We start from the raw sequence: 17,647 nt of genomic DNA, 5'->3' as shown, positions 1-17,647 counted from the left end.
TAATTAGAAGCAAGGAGAAACACCATGAAACCTCAAATGGCTCTGAAACCATTGGTTTTCGCTCTCGCCGCGCTCATGGCTGCCGCCGCTCAAGCAGGGGGTGGCTGGCATCCGGCGCCTCAACCTAGCGGTACTGTTGCCGCTGTGGTCACTGATGTGCAAAAAAGCCAGCACAACAAATTCGACGACACCAACACCGAAAACAACGCCTCTGCTGACGGTTCGGTCACCGGCAACAGCGGTAACGTGGGCGTGAACGTGCAGTCGGGTTCCGGCAACCAGGCTGACAACGCCGGTGCCATCTCCAGTGCCAAAGGCGACTTTGCCACGGTGTTCGCGGTGATCGATGTGGATCAAGGCAGCAGCAACAACAATTTCGTCAACAAAGGCACGCAAAACAACGCTTCACTGGATAGCTCGGTCAACGGCAACTCCGGTAACGTGGGTTACAACGGCCAGGCCGGGCAAGGCAACCAGGGTAAAAACAACCTGGCGATCACCACCGCTGACGGCAAGAACATCGCAGCGGCTTCCAACACCGAGCAGAGCTCGCTCAACAACAGCTACCTCAATAGCGCCACCAGCAGTCATGGCTATGGCAAACCGCAATACGTGTCCAACAACGCCAGCCTCGACAATTCGGTTAACCGCAACTCCGGCAACGTGGGTGTGAACCTGCAATCCGGCGCCGGCAACCAAGGCAGCAACAGCCTGTCGATCGGCCAAGGTTGCAGCGTCTGCGCCAGTGGCGTGCGCTTCTGATCCAACGGGGCCTTGGCAACAAGGCCCCTTTTTATTCCAGTGTCCAACAGGTCATTCGATCATGCGCCTCGCGACCCTCACCCTCCTGATGTTACTCACCGGCCCCGCGTGGGCAGGCACCATGGCGATCTCCGCCATGCCTGGCGGTGCGGTGATTTTCAAGAAGGTCGAGAGCATCCGTGAACGCCGGTTCGCCAACCTGGTGGAACAGAAAACCGATTTCAGCTGCGGTGCCGCGGCACTCGCCACCATCCTGCGCCAGGCCTATTGGCTGGACGTCGACGAAGATCACCTCATCAAAGGCATGCTGCTCACTGCCGATCAGGACCTGGTGCGTACCCAGGGTTTTTCCATGCTGGACATGAAGCGCTACCTCGAAAGCATCGGCATGCGTGCCCGGGGCTACAAGATCGCGCCAGACACCCTGATAACCGTGAAAATCCCGGTGGTGGTGTTGCTGGAAATCCGTGGCTACAAGCACTTCGTGGTGATGCAGCGGGCCGACAAGGATTGGGTGTATATCGGCGACCCGGTGCTGGGCCATAAGCGCTATTCGCGGGATGACTTCGTCAAGGGTTGGAATGGCATCGTGTTCGCCGTATTGGGCGAAGGCTACGACAAGACCAACGTGTTGCTCGACCCGCCTGCGCCGCTGACCGCCAAGAACCAGTTGAACGAGTTCCGGCCCGTAGGCGACGCCGAGCTGATGGATTTCGGTTTTATCCAGAGCGACTTCTTCTAGAAGCGCAATAAGGAGCAGGACGCTCCAGGAGCAAAAGATGAACACTTCCCGTTGGCTGACGGTTTTGTGTCTGGCAGCCTCGATGCCCGCTTATGCTTCATCGGGTTTCAAACCGATCGAACTCAAGGATTCGGAAATGGCCGAGCTGCGCGGCCGCTATGTGATGCCGGGGCGAATCATCAGCTTCGGCATTGTCATGAGCAGCACCTGGACCAATGCCGTGGGCGACAGCATCACCGGCAAGGCCAGCCTGCAGCTCGACAAGGCCACCATCACCCCGCAGTTCTACGTACAAACCACCGGTTCGGCGGGGGCTGGGAGCAACCAGGACATCGGCGCCGGCAATGTGGTCGGCGGCGCGGGCCTTGGCAGTGGCCAGGGTGTGATCCAGAGCGTGCGCACCGCTGGCGATGGCAACACCGCCCACAACACGGTGGGCATCAACGTCACCCAGGACGGCTTTGCCCCTGCCAACATCGTGCAGTCCGGGCAGGTATTGGTGGCCGGCGGCACCGTCAGCGGCGACAGCCCGGCAGGTCATGTCAGCGTGTCGGCCAACCAAGGCGGCTTGCAGATGGCGATCCAGGCCAACCACAACCAAGGCAACAGCCTGCAGCAGATCGGCGGCGGGAATGTGCTGCAAGGGACGGTGCTGACCGGCAATAGCAACTTCGTCAACAACATGACCCAACTCAACGTCGTGATGAACAATAACGGTTTGAACAACGGCGCGTTGAACTGCAACCTGGATCAACTCAAAGGCCTACGCACGCTCGGTTATTGAACTACGCTGACCCTCGACACTTACGCATCAAAAAGGACGGCTTATTTCATGCATAGATCGATATCGCTCCGCGCGGTGATCTGTTTAAGTACGCTCTTGCCCGCCTCCGTGCTGTATGCCGCACCGGATGCCGATATCGAAACCCTCAAGCGGGAACTCCTGGAACTCAAGCAACGCTACGACGTGCAGCAAAAGGCCCTGGCCGTGCTGGAACAACGCGTGCGCCAGGTGGAAGATCAACCGCAGACGCCAGCGCCCAGACGCCTGGCCAAATCCCCCGCCGACTTCAAGAAAGGCGGCACCGTCGTCGCCGGCACGGGCGCGGCTGCGGCATCGGGTGGTGCCGGCGGTGGCGGCAGCTCCTACGGCCAGTCACTCAAAGACGACTCCGCCCCCGCGCAAAGCGTGAGCAACCTCTACAACGAGGCCAGCGGCTTTTTCGGCAATGGCAAGTTCAGCCTCGAAACCGGCATCACCTATGCCCGTTATGACGCCCGCCAGCTGACCCTCAACGGCTTCCTCGCGCTGGATTCGATCTTCCTCGGCAACATCAACCTGGACCGAATCAAATCCGACAGTTGGACCCTGGACCTGACCGGGCGCTACAACGTCGACAATCGCTGGCAGTTCGACCTCAACGTGCCGGTGGTCTACCGCGATTCGACCTATCAGTCCGGCGGCGCCGGCAACGATGCCACGGCCACCTCGGAAGGTTCTGTCACCCGCGACCCGACCATCGGCGACGTCAACTTCGGCGTGGCGTACAAATTCCTTGATGAAACCCCCACCCTGCCGGATGCGGTGGTATCGGTACGGGTGAAGGCGCCGACGGGTAAAGAGCCGTTTGGCATCAAACTGGTCAAGCAGCCCAACAACGACAACCTGTACATACCGGAAAGCCTGCCGACGGGCAATGGCGTCTGGTCGATCACACCGGGCATTTCCCTGGTCAAGACCTTCGACCCTGCCGTGCTGTTCGGCTCGCTGTCGTACACCCACAACTTCGAAGACTCGTTCGATGACATCAGCGGTGAGGTCAATCAAAAGGTCGGCGGCAAGGTGCGCCTGGGTGACAGCTTCCAACTCGGCGTCGGCGTAGCCTTTGCGCTTAACGAGAAGATGAGTATGTCGTTCTCGGTATCGGACCTGATACAGCGCAAAAGCAAACTCAAGCCCGACGGCGGCGACTGGCAGTCGGTGGTCTCCAGCGATGCCAACGCCGGCTACTTCAACGTGGGCATGACGATTGCCGCATCGGATAACCTGACCATCGTGCCGAACCTGGCGATCGGGATGACCGATGATGCGCCGGACTTTACCTTCAGCCTGAAATTCCCGTATTACTTCTGATTGAGAGCCGTGCGCTTTTAAATGTGGGAGGCCCCACTACCTCTTCGACGTAGCGCTGTCGCGCAGCAAACTGGGGGCGCCTACAAATATTCTTGGCGCTGAGGTGATCGTTCCCGCGCTCTGCGTGGGAATGCCTCCTGGGACGCTCCGCGTCCCGCCAAGCGCTGCAAGTTTCGGCGATTGCGCACAGGTGACGCGGAGCGTCACGGGCTGCAATCCCACGCAGGAGCGTGGGAACGATCTTTGAATGGGAAATTTCAGTTTTTAACTGAAAAATAATCCTTTAAAATCAGCGAGTTATTTTAAGTTTGATAAGAGGGGGCTTGCCCTAATGCCGGTCAGTTAAGAAGTAGCAGGAGCGAGAATTAACTTGTGGCGAGGGAGCTTGCTCCCGCTGGGGCGCGAAGCGGCCCAAAACAATGGGACTGCTGCGCAGTCCAGCGGGAGCAAGCTCCCTCGCCACAGGTTCGGTGTCGCCTTAACTGACTGGCATTAGGGCTTGCTCCCGATGGCCCTAGCGAATCTGGTGTTTATGCAGCAACCGGTAGAACGTCGGCCGCGAAATGCCCAGCACGCGGGCGGCGACGCTGAGGTTATCGCTGTGCCGATGGAGCACATCACACAACGCCTGACGTTCGGCGCGGTGTTTGTAATCTTCCAGTGTCGCCATCGGTGGTGAAGCCGCCTGCTCGCCTTGCAGCCCCAGATCCACCGCTTCGATCTGGCGCCCTTCGGCCAACACCAGGCCACGGCGCACGCGGTTGGCCAACTCACGTACATTGCCTGGCCACAGGTGCTGCCCCATCGCCACCAATGCATCTTCGCTGAAGCTGCGCGGGCGGCGGCCGGTTTCCTGGCTATAGAAGCGCGAAAAGTGATTGGCCAGCATCGCCACGTCACCATGGCGTTCACGCAAGGGTGCCGTGACCACTTGCAGGACGTTCAGGCGGTAATACAGGTCTTCGCGGAAAGTGCCCTTCTCGACAGCGGCCTCAAGATCCACGTGGGTAGCAGCCAGCACCCGCACATCCACCGGGATAGGCTGGCTGCCGCCGACGCGCTCGATCTGTTTCTCCTGGAGAAAGCGCAACAGGTTGGCTTGCAGTTCCATCGGCAGATCGCCGATTTCATCGAGGAACAGCGTGCCACCGTGGGCGGCCTCGATGCGTCCGACCTTGCGCTGGTGCGCACCAGTGAAGGCACCCTTTTCATGGCCGAAGAGTTCCGACTGGATCAGGTGTTCCGGAATCGCCCCACAGTTGATCGCCACAAACGGCTTGGCGTGCCGCTGGGATTGCCGGTGCAGGGTTTTGGCCACCAGTTCCTTGCCGGTGCCGCTGTCGCCCCGAATCAGTACCGGGGATTCAGTCGGCGCCAACTTCGACAACAACTTGCGCAGTTCACGAATGGGCCGGCTGTCGCCCAGCAGCTCATCCCCAGGCCCACCCACGGGGGTGTTGCCCTTGCCGCGCAGACGCGCCATGCCGAAGGCGCGTCCCAGGGTGACCTGCACCCGCGACACGTCGAACGGCAAGGTGTGGAAGTCAAAGAACCATTCGCAGACGAAATCGCCGACGTTCTGCAGACGTAATACATCCTGGCTGAGTACCGCGATCCACTCGGTGCCGCTACGGCCAATCAGTTCCTTGACCGCTTCGGGGCGTTCCAGATGACACGGCTGCAGCCGCAGCAGGCCGACATCGCAGGACCTATCCCCCACCGCTTCCAGGGCACAGCTGTCCACATCCCATCCGACCGTGCGTAAGCCCGGTAGCAACCCATGGCAATCCGCACACGGGTCGACCACCAGCAAGCGGCGTTGGACGGGGGACACAATCATGAATATTCCTTGGCGTCAGAACATTAACGTTATTAGAAACAACAGTTTGTGATGACTGACAGGAACCTTATCAAAATATTGACGCAGCCTTTGTAACCATTCGCTATAAGGGCGGGCAAAAAGCCACCTATCTTTGAACGGTTAACGTCTGGGTAAAGCTTTTAAAACAGCCACTTACATGACGTTAGTCAGGAAACATTAAAATTTGTTGCTCTAGCATGTGACCCGTACCCCACCATCGCGCATCAGTACAAGTAACCCACCGCACGGTCAGCCCAACCGCCGGTACTCACTTGAATGGGCATAGAGAGAGACGACCCACATGAACGCTCCGCTGCGCATCAACGAAGCTCTTTTGATTGCAGACCGCGCTTTCCAACCCTTTCAGTGCGTGGCCTGGCACGATGGCAATGGCGCCCTCAGCCTGAGCGTCATCGACCGCACCAATACCCGCATCGGCAGCAAACAGCTGTCCTCGAACACTTACACCGACCCGGCGCAACTGGAAAACCTGTTGTTGCAGGCGCGTGCCGAGCTCGACAAAGATGGCTACAAGTTGCAGCAGTGGGCAATGCCCAAGTAAGTCGACACGGCAACTTCCGATCACGGCACTCGCGTGATCGGAAGTTGGACTTACTTATTGCGCGGACAGAATAAATCGCTCGAACGCTTCAGCAGCGCCGTCTTCGACATTACTGCCGGTGACGACGCTGGCCTGACGCTTGACGGTTTCTTCCGCCTGGCCCATGGCGATCGATAAACCGGCCACCTGGAACATCGCCGGGTCGTTGCCGCCGTCACCAATGGCCGCCGTTTGCGCAAGCGGCACCCCAAGGTGCGCCGCAATGGTCTTCAAGGCCTCGCCCTTATTGGCCAGCATCGCCGTCACATCCAGGTAAACCGGCTGCGAACGTGACACCTGGGCCAAGCCCTGTACCTTGGGCTGCAATTGCGCCTCCAGCTCCACCAGCAATTGCGTGTTGTTGCTGGCGGCGACGATCTTGTCGACCCGGTCCAGGTACGGCTCGAAACTCTCGACCACCACCGGCCCGTACCCCAGGCCATCGGCTTCGCGCTGCACCATCGGCCCCGGCGGGTCACGACGCAGCCAATCGCCGTCGGCGAACACCCACACTTCCACGTCCGGCTCGGCGGAAAACAGCGCCAACGTCACCAGGGCTGCTTCCGCCGGCAGATGGTGGGCCACCAGAATGCTGCCATCCGGGTTGATCAACGTACCGCCGTTGAAACCCGCCACCGGCACGTCGATGCCAAAGGTCTCGATCAAATGCAGCATGGCCTTGGGTGGCCGCCCGCTGGCCAGGCTGAAAAACACCCCGGCCTCACGCAACGCGCGCACCGCATCGGCGGTGCGCTGGCTCAGGCTGTGGTCCGGGTGCAGCAACGTGCCGTCCACGTCACTGAGGATAAAGCGGATGGGATGAATCGCTGCATCACTCATCCGAGGCTGTGCCAGGTGCGGCCATCACGGGCCAGCAAGGTGTCCGCCGCCGCAGGGCCATCTTCGCCGGCCTTGTAGGTCTGGATACCGTCATCTTCTTTCCAGGCATCCAGGAACGGCTGCACCGCACGCCAACCGTTCTCGATGTTGTCGGCGCGCTGGAACAAAGTCTGGTCGCCGGTCATGCAGTCGTAGATCAGCGTCTCGTAACCGGTCGAGGGTTGCATCTCGAAGAAGTCCTTGTAGTCGAAGCCCAGTTCGATATTGGCCATTTCCAGGGTCGGCCCAGGCTTTTTCGCCAAAAGGTCGAACCACATGCCTTCGTTCGGCTGGATCTGGATCTTCAGGTAAGTGGGCTTGAGCTCGTCGACCTCGGTGTCGCGAAATTGCGCGTAAGGCGCCTGTTTGAAGCAGATCACGATCTCGGTGTCGCGGATGCTCATGCGCTTGCCGGTACGCAAGTAGAACGGCACGCCGACCCAGCGCCAGTTGTCGATCATCACCTTCAGCGCGACGAAGGTCTCGGTGCTGCTGTCGGGCGCAACGTTGGCTTCTTCACGGTAGCCCGGCAGCGACTTGCCGGCGATTTCACCGGCGGTGTACTGGCCGCGAACGGAATTGGCCCGCGCATCCTCCAGGGACCAGGGGCGGATTGCTCCCACCACCTTGGCCTTCTCCCCGCGCACCGCGTCGGCACCGAAGGCTGCCGGCGGCTCCATGGCAACCATGGCCAGCAACTGGAACAGGTGGTTGGGCACCATGTCTCGCAGGGTGCCGGTTTTTTCGAAGAAACTGCCGCGGGTTTCCACGCCGACCGTTTCCGCGGCGGTGATTTGCACATGATCGATGTAGTGATTGTTCCAGAACGCTTCGAACAGCACATTGGAAAAACGGCTGATCAGGATGTTCTGCACCGTTTCCTTGCCCAGGTAATGGTCGATGCGATAGATCTGTTTCTCGCTCATCACCTTGAGCAGGCACGCATTCAAGGCTTCGGCGGAGGCCAGGTCGGAACCGAACGGTTTCTCGATGACCACGCGGCGAAAGCCGTCCTCGGTTTCATTGAGCAACCCGGCGCTGCCCAGGCGTTGCACCACTTCACTGAAGAAGCGCGGTGCGGTCGCGAGGTAGAACACGGCATTGGCGGTGCCGCTGTCGGCAATCTTCTGCGCGATATCCGCGTAGGTGCTGTCGTCGAGGAAGTCGCCCTCGACGTAGCTGATGCCTTTGGCCAACTGGGCCCACAGGTGTGGGTCCAGCGCATTGTCGGCATTCCCCCGGACTTTGCTGGCCGCCTCGGTGCGAATGAAATCCTCGAGCTTCTTGGCAAAGTCCGCGTCGCTGACGGCGTTGTGATCAACGCCCACGATACGCAGGCCATCGCCCAGCAACCCGTCGCGGCTCAGGTTGTACAGCGCCGGCATCAGCAGGCGCTTGACCAGGTCGCCATGGGCGCCAAACAGGAACAACGTAGTGGGTGGAGCGGGCTCGGCCTTGGGTTTCTTGCCGTTGGCGGTCATTTTTTGGAAGTCTCCACGTGGCCGCCAAAGCCGAAGCGCATGGCCGAGAGCATTTTGTCACCGTAGGTGCTCTGCTGGCGCGAACGGAAACGGGCGAACAGCGAGGTGGACAGCACCGGTACCGGCACCGCTTGCTCCATGGCCGCTTCGATGGTCCAGCGGCCTTCGCCACTGTCGGCCACGGAGCCGGAATAGCCGTCGAGTTTCGGGTCGGTGGCCAGGGCATCGGCGGTCAGGTCCAGCAGCCACGACGACACCACGCTGCCACGGCGCCAGACTTCGGCAATGTCGGCCACGTTCAGGTCGAAGCGCTGATCTTCCGGCAGGTTTTCCGAGTTCTTGGTCTTGAGGATGTCAAAACCTTCGGCAAACGCCTGCATCATTCCGTATTCAATGCCGTTATGGATCATCTTGACGAAGTGACCGGAGCCCGCTGGGCCAGCATGGATATAACCCTGCTCGGCACGCGGGTCGGCGGAGGCCGAACGGTCCTTGGTGCGAGGGATGCTGCCGATACCGGGAGCGAGGCTCTTGAAGATCGGGTCGAGGCGCTGCACGGTTTCAACGTCGCCGCCGATCATCATGCAGTAACCACGTTCCAGGCCCCAGACACCGCCGGAAGTGCCGACGTCAACATAGTGCAGGCCCTTTTCCGCCAGGGCCTTGCCGCGACGCACGTCGTCCTTGTAATTGGTATTGCCGCCGTCGATGATCACGTCACCGCTTTCCAGCAGCTCACTGAGTTCATTGATGGTGTCTTCGGTCGGCGCGCCCGCCGGTAGCATCACCCATACCGCGCGCGGCTTTTGCAGGCCGGCCACCAGGGCCTCCAGCCCGGCGACGCCGGTGGCGCCCTCCTCGCTCAAGCCCTTTACGAATGCTTCATTACGGTCATAAACAACGGTGGAATGCCCATTGAGCATCAGGCGCCGCGCAATATTACCGCCCATGCGGCCTAGTCCGATAATCCCCAGTTGCATGTGCTGATGCTCCTAACTGCAAAAAAATGTGTGACATAGTTTATAGCGCAATGAGGCTAATGAGGGTTAGTCCAGAGCGGATCCGTGTAGTTTCATGGCAAAAAAGTTGCCATCATTTCACCATCACCCCTGCAAAAGTCACACGACCACCAAAAATAAAAAAGTTCCCTTGATGTGAAAAAGAATTCAGACTTACCTCCGACTGTTGCCGCGAACCGATTCGGCAGCGCCGTTGACCGCTATTTGCGAGGTAAGCAATGAGCACAGCACAGATGACCCGACCGCCTCAGACCCTCTACGTCAGCATCCGCCGCGATGAATTGCGCCAGTTGAAGGACGAGCGCGATCAGTTGCAACAGGAAGTCCTGCGTCTGCGTTCACATCTGCAGGCCCAGCTTGAACTGCCGTCCGGCGCCAAGCCCGCGCTCTGCTGAGCCGCCCTGGCGAGCCCGTAAGGCAATACCTACAGAAAACTCACAAAGTTTTCACACACTTATCCCGATACTCCCGCCCGCGATGCCGCTCACTTTCTGGGCGGCCCGATGTCGCGCGCCTGTGCGCGACGATTATTTTCTGATGGGGCGCTGGATGGCGATGTTCAAACGCAGCACGACGACTGCGAAAGGCTTTGATTGGGCCGGCCTTGGCTGGTTATTCCTGTTTTTCTGGTATTTCTCTGGGATTACCCAACTTCTTATCCAACTGACCGGCACGTCCGGCTTCAGTGGTTTCCGCCAGGCGTTCTTCATGAGTGCGCTGTGGCTGGCGCCGATGTTGCTGTTCCCCCGGCAAACACGCCTGCTCGCTGCCTTGATCGGCGTGGTGCTGTGGGCCTGTTCCATGGCCAGCCTGGGTTATTTCTTCATTTACCAGCAGGAATTTTCCCAGAGCGTCATCTTCATCATGTTCGAGTCGAACATTTCTGAAGCGGGCGAATACGCCACCCAGTACTTTGCCTGGTGGATCGTGCTGGCGTTCATCGCTCACACCGCCTTCGCGGTTTTCCTGTGGACACGCCTGCGCCCGGTGTATTTGCCTCGCGGTCAGTCGATCGTGGCGGCGATCGCCATTGTATTGGCCGTGGTCGGCTACCCGTTGGTCAAGCAGATCGCCACCAGCGAAACCATGGAACTGGCCATCGACCGCTTCGAAACCCGGATCGAACCGGCCGTGCCGTGGCAGATGATCGTCGCCTACCGCCGTTACACCGAACAGCTGGACAATATGCAAGGCATGCTGACCAGTGCCAGCCAGATCCCGCCGCTGAAGAACCTCAAGGACAGCATGGCCGGCCAGCCGTCCACCCTGGTGCTGGTGATCGGCGAGTCAACCAACCGCCAGCGCATGAGTCTGTATGGTTACCCGCGTAACACCACGCCGGAACTGGACAAGCTGCGCGACCAACTGGCGGTGTTCGACAACGTCATTACACCGCGCCCGTACACCATTGAAGCGCTGCAGCAGGTACTGACCTTCGCCGACGAAGAAAACCCGGACCTGTACCTCAAGACGCCGTCGATCGTCAGCGTGATGAAACAGGCCGGCTACAAGACCTTCTGGATCACCAACCAGCAAACCATGACCAAGCGCAACACCATGCTCACGACCTTTTCCGAACAGGCCGACGAGCAGGTGTACCTCAACAACAACCGGAACCAGAACGCCCGTCAATACGACGGCGATGTACTGGCCCCGTTTTCCAAGGCCCTGGCCGATACCGCCGAGCGCAAGTTCATCGTGGTGCACCTGTTGGGCACGCACATGAGCTACCAGTACCGTTATCCGCAGACGTTCGACAAGTTCACCGACCGCCAGGGCGTGCCGCCCGGTGTCAGCGATGCACAGCTGCCGACGTACAACAGCTATGACAACGCGGTGCTGTACAACGACTTCGTGGTGTCGAGCCTGATCAAGGACTACGCCAAGACCGACCCCAACGGCTTCCTGCTGTACCTGTCGGACCACGGCGAAGACGTGTTCGACTCGGCCGGCCATGACACCTTGGGCCGTAACGAAGGCAAGCCGACCGCGCCGATGTACACCATTCCCTTCATGGCCTACGCCTCGCCCAAGTGGCGCGAAAGCCACGATTGGAGCTTCGCCGGCGACCTGCAACGGCCTTACAGCAGTTCGCAGTTGATCCACACCTGGGCGGACCTGGCAGGTTTGAGTTTCGATGAACTGGACCACAGCAAAAGCCTGGTCAGCGACAGCTTCAAACCACGCCCCTTGCTGATCGGCAACCCTTACGAGACCAAGCAAAAGGCGTTGATTGATTTCAGTCTGATCAAGCCGAAAAAGGCCGACAGCACCGACGTGGTGGTCAAGTAACCAGCGGCTCGTAACAAGAAGATAACAATCATTCTCGTTTAAACCTAAAGATCCGCGCCTCCTTTCGTCTTTGAGCCATGCCCACCCCATCCGGGGCGGCTCAAAGACGACAAGGAGTTTGCCGCGATGCTCGCGCCGTTTACCCGTTCCATCACCTTTACCCTTGGCCTGTTCAGCCTTGCGCTGAGCCCTGAACTGCTGGCCGAAACCGATCCCGAACACGCCCCCGCCAACGCTCTCGAACTGGGCGCCACCACTGTCACTGCCGAAGGCCTGGGTGCGACCACCGAACACACCGGCGCCTACACCACCGGCTCCATGAACACCGCCACGCGCCTGAACCTGTCGATCAAGGAAACCCCGCAATCGATCTCGGTGATCACGCGCCAGCAGATGGACGATTTCAATCTCAACACCCTGACCGATGTGTTGCGCCAGACCACCGGTGTCAACGCCCAGCACTACGATTCAGACCGCGTGTCCTACACCGCCCGTGGCTACGGCATCAACAACTTCCAGATTGACGGAATGCTCAACACCTTCGGCTACATGAAGAGCGACGCCGACACCATCATCTACGACCGTATCGAAGTGGTGCGTGGCGCCACCGGCCTGACAACCGGCGCGGGCGACCCCTCGGCCACCGTCAACATGGTACGCAAGCGCCCTACCGCCCAATGGCAGGCGAAAACCGGGATCAGCGGCGCTACCCATGACAACTACTACAGCTACCTCGACGTCGGCGGCCCGCTGGCCTTCGACGGCAAACTGCGCGGGCGCAGCGTCCTGGCCTACCGTGACAGCAAATCCTTTCGCGACAACTATGCCCTGCAGCGGGCGGTCGGCTACGGCATTCTCGAGGGTGACCTTTCCGACGACACCGTGCTGGCCGTAGGCTTTGATTACCAGGACAAGCAGGTACAAGGCACCTCCTGGGGCACCGTGCCGTACTGGAACAGCCAGGGCGGCAAGGCTGGGCTGTCGCGCTCCACCAACATGGCCGCGCACTGGAGTTCCTGGCCACTGACCGACAAAACCACCTTCGCCACCCTTGATCATCGGCTGGGCGGCGACTGGCATCTGAAGGCGGCCTACACCCATCGCCAGAGCGATATCGATGGCAAGGTGTATTACGGCGGCGCGGGGTTCCCCAATGCCGACCGCAGCGGCATGACGGCCTGGGCCAGCCATATGCGCGGCACCTCGAGAATGGAAGCCATCGACCTCAACCTGGCCGGCAGCTACGCGCTGCTGGGCCGTGAACACGCGCTGATGATGGGTTATGGCGAGGCCGCGCAGCGGGACAGTTCGCCCTTCATGCGCACCGACCTGCCCTCCAGCTACTACTCCATCGAGGACTGGAAACACATGGGCGGCATCGGCAAGTTCAGCGATTACGTCACCGACCTCAAGGGTGAGCACAGCAAGAAACAACAAAAGGCCGGCTACCTCGCGACTCGACTGAGCCTGACCGAACGTTTGCACGCCGTACTCGGCAGTCGCTACGGCAGTTGGGAGCTGCAAAGCGCTACCCCCAAATACGACGCCAACGATCAACTGACCGCGTCCGGCAAAACCGGGCAAACCCATAACGACATGTGGACGCCCTACGCCGGGCTGCTTTACGACATCACGCCGCAATACACCGTCTACGCGAGCTACACCGACATCTTCAAGCCGCAGGATGCGCGTGATGCCAACAAGAAATACCTGGAACCGGTGGTGGGCAGTAATTATGAGGTGGGGCTCAAGGGCAGCGTACTCGACGAGCGTCTGAACCTGGCCGCCGCGTATTTCTGGAGCACCCAGGACAACGTCGCCGAGCGGGACGACTCGGTGCCGCCCAACCCGGTCACCGGCGAGGAGTACTACAAGTCCGGCGGCAAGGGCAATAAGGTGAAGGGTTTCGAGCTGGAAGCAGCCGGGGAAATCACCCCGGACTGGAACCTGACTGCGGGCTACACCTACACCCATTCGGTGAATGGTGCAGGCACACGCAACAACACCGGCCAGCCGTTGAACCTGTTGAAGTTATCCAGCGCTTACCGCCTGCCGGGGGCCTGGCGCAACCTTACCGTGGGCGGCGCGGTGACTTGGCAAAGCGAGATGTATGACTTCGGCAACCGGCCCACGGGGGCGCGCAACAGCGAAGGCAGACCGATAACCACGCGGGAGAAAATCACGCAACAGGGCTACACCGTGGTCAACCTGATGTCGCGCTACCAGTTCGATGAACATGTTACGGCGTCGGTTAACGTCAACAATTTATTTGATAAGAAATATTACGAACGCGTTGGCTTTTATAACGGCGTGTATTGGGGCGATCCACGTTCAGTCACGCTGGCACTTGACTGGCGGCTATAACACCCCCTCGCGAAGTTAACAAAATTGTTAACTTCGCAGGTGAACTTCCTTAATTCCCACTTAATAGGATAACGCCATAGTCGCCCCACGATCAGATCAGGGAGTGACCGATCACCTATCAATTTAAATGGGAATACCGCCATGAAACTTTCGACCTTGATGCTCGCCAGCCTGATGACCCTGACCTCTGCCGCCGCCTTTGCAGAAGGCGGCTCAGAGCGTTCGAAAGAGTTCTACAATAACTTCAGCTTCATTCAGGAAAAAACCCACGGCAAGGCTGAACAACAAGTTGCGTCCGCCGATGGTAAACCGGTTAAAGCCACCACTGCCGAAACAGCACAACCCAATAGTTAATTAATGTTGAGTTAATCCGCAACACCCTCTGCCATTCCGCTCCCTTGGCAAAGGTTTATCAGGCGCCATTCAATGGCGCTTTTTTTTATCCTGCTTTTATTACAGCGCCTTGCTCCAGAACAACATGCGGCCATGGGCGGGATCAAATACCGAATCGTCGAAACCGAACTTGCGATACGCCGACTGTGCCAACTCATTGCCTTCAAGCACTTCCAGGGTGATTTTGCAGCATCCGCGCTGCCGGGCGATTTCCTCGACTTTCTGCAGCACCTTCTGGCTCAAGCCCAAGCTACGAAACTGTTTCGCCACCACCACATCATGAACGTTGACCAAGGGCCGACAAGCGAATGTCGAGAAGCCCTCGAAGCAATTGACCAGCCCGGCTGGCTCACCCCCGACGAACGCCAGCACACTGAACGCATAAGGGCGCTTGGCCAGTTCCCCAGGCAGTTGCTGCAACAGGTCGGCTTGCAAGGTGTGCCCGCCGCCCATTGGATCTTCAGCATAGTGGTTGAGCAACGAGCCGATGGCGTCGGCGTGCACGGCGTTGGTGTAGCTGGCTAGCAGCACCAGGATGTCAGGGGTGTCCATTTCCGTCCTCGATAACGACAACCAGGGAATCGAATCCCTTTGAGAGGGGTGATTGTAGGCATGGAGTCGGCAGCAGATGAAGGAGATTAACGACAAATGCCTGACAGAAAACGCCCAGGCTGCAGGCATCCAAAGCCCTGGCCGAGGTCAGGCGCCGAAGCGCTGCAGCTGCATTTCTCGCAAGCGGCTTAAGGTGCGCCGAAAAGGAAACGCCAGGTAGCCTTCGGTATACAGACGCTCCAGCGGCACCTGAGCCTCGATGAACAACGGCACCTTGCGGTCGTAACATTCATCCACCAGCGCGATAAAGCGTCGCACGCTGTCATCGTGCACCGACAGCTGCGGCAAGTGACGGTCCCCTGCGACAACGCGCTCGGCCCCGTCTTCGGTACCACGGGCGATCCGCCCCGGGCGCTGCGGTGCGCTGAGGTTGGGCACCTGCGCCAGCAGGATGGCCTTGAAGCGATCACACAGCAGCATGAAATCCATCGCGGCCAGCGGCTGTTCGCAAAGCTCGGCGTAGCGACACCACAGCACCGTGTCACTGGCCTGCACCGCCGTCATCGTGCGATGGCCCACGTTCACCACCCTCCCCTCACTGACCGTTTGCCCCGCACTCAGTTGCTTGAACACCGTGGCCAGTGCCTCCGGCTGATTCACCCAGTAGCGCTGCAGGCCCACACCGGCGTGCAAGCGATGATCCTCGCCACCGTCCACCGCCACCACCTGCATATGCTGCTTGATCGCCGCGATCCCCGGCAGGAACCGTTCACGGTTGAAACCCTCGGCGTACAGCTGCTCAGGCGGTTGATTGGAGGTGCAGACCATCACTACGCCCTCCTCGAACATCACCTGGAACAGGCGGCCGAGAATGATCGCGTCACCGATGTCATTGACGAACAACTCATCGAAACACAGCACGCGCACGTCCCGGCTCAGTTCCCGCGCCAACGCCTGCAGCGGGTCCTTGATACCGCTGAGCTGGAACGAGCGCTGGTGTACCCAGCCCATGAAGTGATGAAAATGCTGACGCCGCGCCGGCACGCGCAGGCTTTGAAAGAACTGGTCCATCAACCAGGTCTTGCCGCGCCCCACCGGCCCCCACAGGTAAACGCCGGCAATCGGCGAATGGCCCTGGTGCAACGCCTGGTGACAGGTTTGCAAGGCCTGCACCGCCGCGTGCTGGGCGTCGTCGGGCACGAAACCCTGCTGGGCGATGGCATCTTGATAAGCGGCGAGCGGCGAGTCGAAAGTCATGGCGCCAGTATGACCTACTACGCGAAGGCCAGCCGCGCAGTTTTCGCCGTCAACCCAGCTCCGCAGGCGCTTGGCATCTGAGGAGGGTCGACGGCCTCGGCCAGCGCTGCGACTTGCGCGCACGTTTGCAAGGCGCAGGTCAGCCAACTGCCCGGCCCGACGTTCAGCCGGTCGTCACGCTCCGGGCCCACCGGGCTGTACAGCAGCGGGCAAGACGGCGCCACCCACAAACGATCGCCCAGTTTTTCGTGGGCGCGCTGCAAGGTCGCCAGGACCTTTTCCAAGTCGCAGCGCCCTAGGTTGAGACCGTCGACCACGCCCAGGGACAGCACCTTGTACGCCGGCAGGCGGTCGAGGATGGTCGGGTATTGCTCCGGCGCCCGCACCAGATCGATGTGCAGGCCATCGACCGGCAGGTTGGCGGCCAGGCCGAGGTTTTCCTCCAGCCCGCCAAAGTAGGTGGCGACCAGCTTTTTCAGCGGGTCGCGCTGGATCAGGTTATAGGCGCGCTCAAAAGCATTCTTCCAGGCCTGCGGCAGGTCGAGCACCAGGATCGGCTCGTCGATCTGCACCCACTCCACGCCCAGCTCGGCCAGGCGCTGGAAGATCTGACCATACAGCGGCAGCAGGCGGTCGAGCAGCTCGAGCTTGTCGAAGTCAGCGCCCTTGGCCTTGCCCAGCCACAGGTAGGTCAGCGGGCCGATGACGACCGGCTTGACGCTGTGCCCGAGATCGCGCGCTTCCTGGACTTCTTCGAACAACTGTTCCCACCCGAGGTGGAATTGCTGGTCGACGCTGAACTCCGGCACCAGGTAGTGATAGTTAGTATCGAACCACTTGGTCATTTCCTGAGCGTGAGCACCGCCGCAGCAGTTATCGCTGACGCCACGCGCCATGCCGAACAACGTCTGCAACGTGGCTTGACCATCGGCTGGGCGAAAACGCTCGGGGACTACGCCAAACATCAGCGAGTGGGTCAGCACCTGGTCGTACCAGGCGAAATCACCTGCGGGCAGCAGCTCAATGCCCGCTTGTTTTTGCAGCGCCCAGTGGGCCTTGCGCAAGTCACGGCCCACGGCACGCAGGCCGGCTTCGTCGAGTTCGCCCTTCCAGAACGCTTCCTGCGCTTTCTTCAGTTCACGGTCGCGTCCAATGCGCGGGAATCCGAGGGAATGAGCGACTGCCATGACTTACAACTCCACTGTAGGTATTCAATGGCAGCCATTGTCGGCAGATGCCGATAGTGAGACAAACTCATTTTATTTTAGATGATCACAAGTTCCACTCATGTTTAAACCGGGAGTGATCAG

15 protein-coding genes and 1 pseudogene are annotated in these 17,647 nt (G+C 59.8%); 9 read left to right on the top strand and 7 right to left on the bottom strand.

All coding sequences use genetic code 11. From position 1 onward, the window contains the following. Positions 1 to 24 precede the first annotated feature (24 nt). The 4 genes from C4J84_RS10360 (at position 25) to C4J84_RS10345 (ending at position 3,638) form a co-directional block, all read left to right on the top strand. Positions 25 to 762, top strand: a complete 738-nt coding sequence (locus C4J84_RS10360; RefSeq protein ID WP_124435264.1) for a hypothetical protein — start codon at positions 25 to 27, stop codon at positions 760 to 762. Between the two features lie 61 nt (positions 763 to 823). Next, entirely contained in the window at positions 824 to 1,504 is a 681-nt protein-coding gene (locus tag C4J84_RS10355; RefSeq protein WP_124366640.1) for a C39 family peptidase, read from the top strand. A 37-nt stretch (positions 1,505 to 1,541) separates the two neighbouring features. Next, a complete protein-coding gene (locus tag C4J84_RS10350; RefSeq protein ID WP_124435263.1) occupies positions 1,542 to 2,288 on the top strand; it encodes a hypothetical protein in 747 nt (248 codons plus the stop codon). 48 nt (positions 2,289 to 2,336) lie between these two features. Further along, positions 2,337 to 3,638, top strand: a complete 1,302-nt coding sequence (locus tag C4J84_RS10345) for an autotransporter outer membrane beta-barrel domain-containing protein (RefSeq protein ID WP_124435262.1) — start codon at positions 2,337 to 2,339, stop codon at positions 3,636 to 3,638. Between the two features lie 514 nt (positions 3,639 to 4,152). On the opposite strand, the gene C4J84_RS10340 is transcribed toward C4J84_RS10345, so the two are convergent. After that, the gene (locus C4J84_RS10340; protein ID WP_124370354.1) at positions 4,153 to 5,478 is read right to left on the bottom strand and encodes a sigma-54 dependent transcriptional regulator; all 1,326 of its coding nucleotides are present in this window, start codon (positions 5,476 to 5,478) and stop codon (positions 4,153 to 4,155) included. Between the two features lie 322 nt (positions 5,479 to 5,800). On the opposite strand from C4J84_RS10340, the gene C4J84_RS10335 reads away from it, so the two are divergent. Beyond that, positions 5,801 to 6,061: a hypothetical protein gene (locus C4J84_RS10335; protein WP_124362387.1), complete on the top strand. Its 261-nt coding sequence runs from the start codon at positions 5,801 to 5,803 to the stop codon at positions 6,059 to 6,061. A 54-nt stretch (positions 6,062 to 6,115) separates the two neighbouring features. Here the strand turns inward: C4J84_RS10335 and C4J84_RS10330 are convergent, their stop codons facing one another. The 3 genes from C4J84_RS10330 to gnd are packed head-to-tail and all read right to left on the bottom strand — an operon-like array spanning position 6,116 to position 9,440. After that, positions 6,116 to 6,940, bottom strand: coding sequence for an HAD family hydrolase (locus C4J84_RS10330; RefSeq protein ID WP_124403851.1), 825 nt, complete (start codon positions 6,938 to 6,940; stop codon positions 6,116 to 6,118). Beyond that, positions 6,937 to 8,460, bottom strand: a complete 1,524-nt coding sequence (gene zwf, locus C4J84_RS10325; protein ID WP_124435261.1) for a glucose-6-phosphate dehydrogenase — start codon at positions 8,458 to 8,460, stop codon at positions 6,937 to 6,939. The genes C4J84_RS10330 and zwf overlap by 4 nt, the downstream gene beginning before the upstream one ends. Next, positions 8,457 to 9,440: a phosphogluconate dehydrogenase (NAD(+)-dependent, decarboxylating) gene (gene gnd, locus C4J84_RS10320; RefSeq protein ID WP_124362384.1), complete on the bottom strand. Its 984-nt coding sequence runs from the start codon at positions 9,438 to 9,440 to the stop codon at positions 8,457 to 8,459. The genes zwf and gnd overlap by 4 nt, the downstream gene beginning before the upstream one ends. A 257-nt stretch (positions 9,441 to 9,697) precedes the next feature. Here gnd and C4J84_RS26265 point away from each other — a divergent pair, with 257 nt between their 5' ends. The 4 genes from C4J84_RS26265 to C4J84_RS10305 all read left to right on the top strand — a co-directional run bounded on the left by C4J84_RS26265 (position 9,698) and on the right by C4J84_RS10305 (position 14,489). Beyond that, entirely contained in the window at positions 9,698 to 9,874 is a 177-nt protein-coding gene (locus C4J84_RS26265; protein ID WP_163003427.1) for a DUF6026 family protein, read from the top strand. 154 nt (positions 9,875 to 10,028) lie between these two features. Next, the gene (locus C4J84_RS10315; protein ID WP_124435260.1) at positions 10,029 to 11,771 is read left to right on the top strand and encodes a phosphoethanolamine transferase CptA; all 1,743 of its coding nucleotides are present in this window, start codon (positions 10,029 to 10,031) and stop codon (positions 11,769 to 11,771) included. A gap of 126 nt (positions 11,772 to 11,897) precedes the next feature. Then, positions 11,898 to 14,135 (top strand): TonB-dependent siderophore receptor, encoded by a 2,238-nt coding sequence (locus C4J84_RS10310; protein WP_124435259.1) that lies wholly within the window; start codon positions 11,898 to 11,900, stop codon positions 14,133 to 14,135. Between the two features lie 141 nt (positions 14,136 to 14,276). Next, complete coding sequence (locus C4J84_RS10305) at positions 14,277 to 14,489, top strand: hypothetical protein (protein ID WP_124362381.1); 213 nt, start codon at positions 14,277 to 14,279, stop codon at positions 14,487 to 14,489. 99 nt (positions 14,490 to 14,588) lie between these two features. On the opposite strand, the gene C4J84_RS10300 is transcribed toward C4J84_RS10305, so the two are convergent. The 3 genes and pseudogenes from C4J84_RS10300 to C4J84_RS10290 all read right to left on the bottom strand — a co-directional run. Further along, the gene (locus C4J84_RS10300; protein ID WP_124435258.1) at positions 14,589 to 15,080 is read right to left on the bottom strand and encodes a GNAT family N-acetyltransferase; all 492 of its coding nucleotides are present in this window, start codon (positions 15,078 to 15,080) and stop codon (positions 14,589 to 14,591) included. 147 nt (positions 15,081 to 15,227) lie between these two features. Beyond that, the gene (gene zapE, locus C4J84_RS10295; RefSeq protein ID WP_124406903.1) at positions 15,228 to 16,337 is read right to left on the bottom strand and encodes a cell division protein ZapE; all 1,110 of its coding nucleotides are present in this window, start codon (positions 16,335 to 16,337) and stop codon (positions 15,228 to 15,230) included. A gap of 56 nt (positions 16,338 to 16,393) precedes the next feature. Continuing rightward, positions 16,394 to 17,524, bottom strand: a pseudogene (locus tag C4J84_RS10290) (5-methyltetrahydropteroyltriglutamate--homocysteine S-methyltransferase); the annotation flags it as partial. Between the last annotated feature and the right edge of the window lie 123 nt (positions 17,525 to 17,647).

The organism is Pseudomonas sp. R11-23-07 (genome assembly GCF_003852295.1).
GTDB lineage: Bacteria > Pseudomonadota > Gammaproteobacteria > Pseudomonadales > Pseudomonadaceae > Aquipseudomonas.
This window is presented reverse-complemented; position numbering and strand designations above follow the sequence as displayed.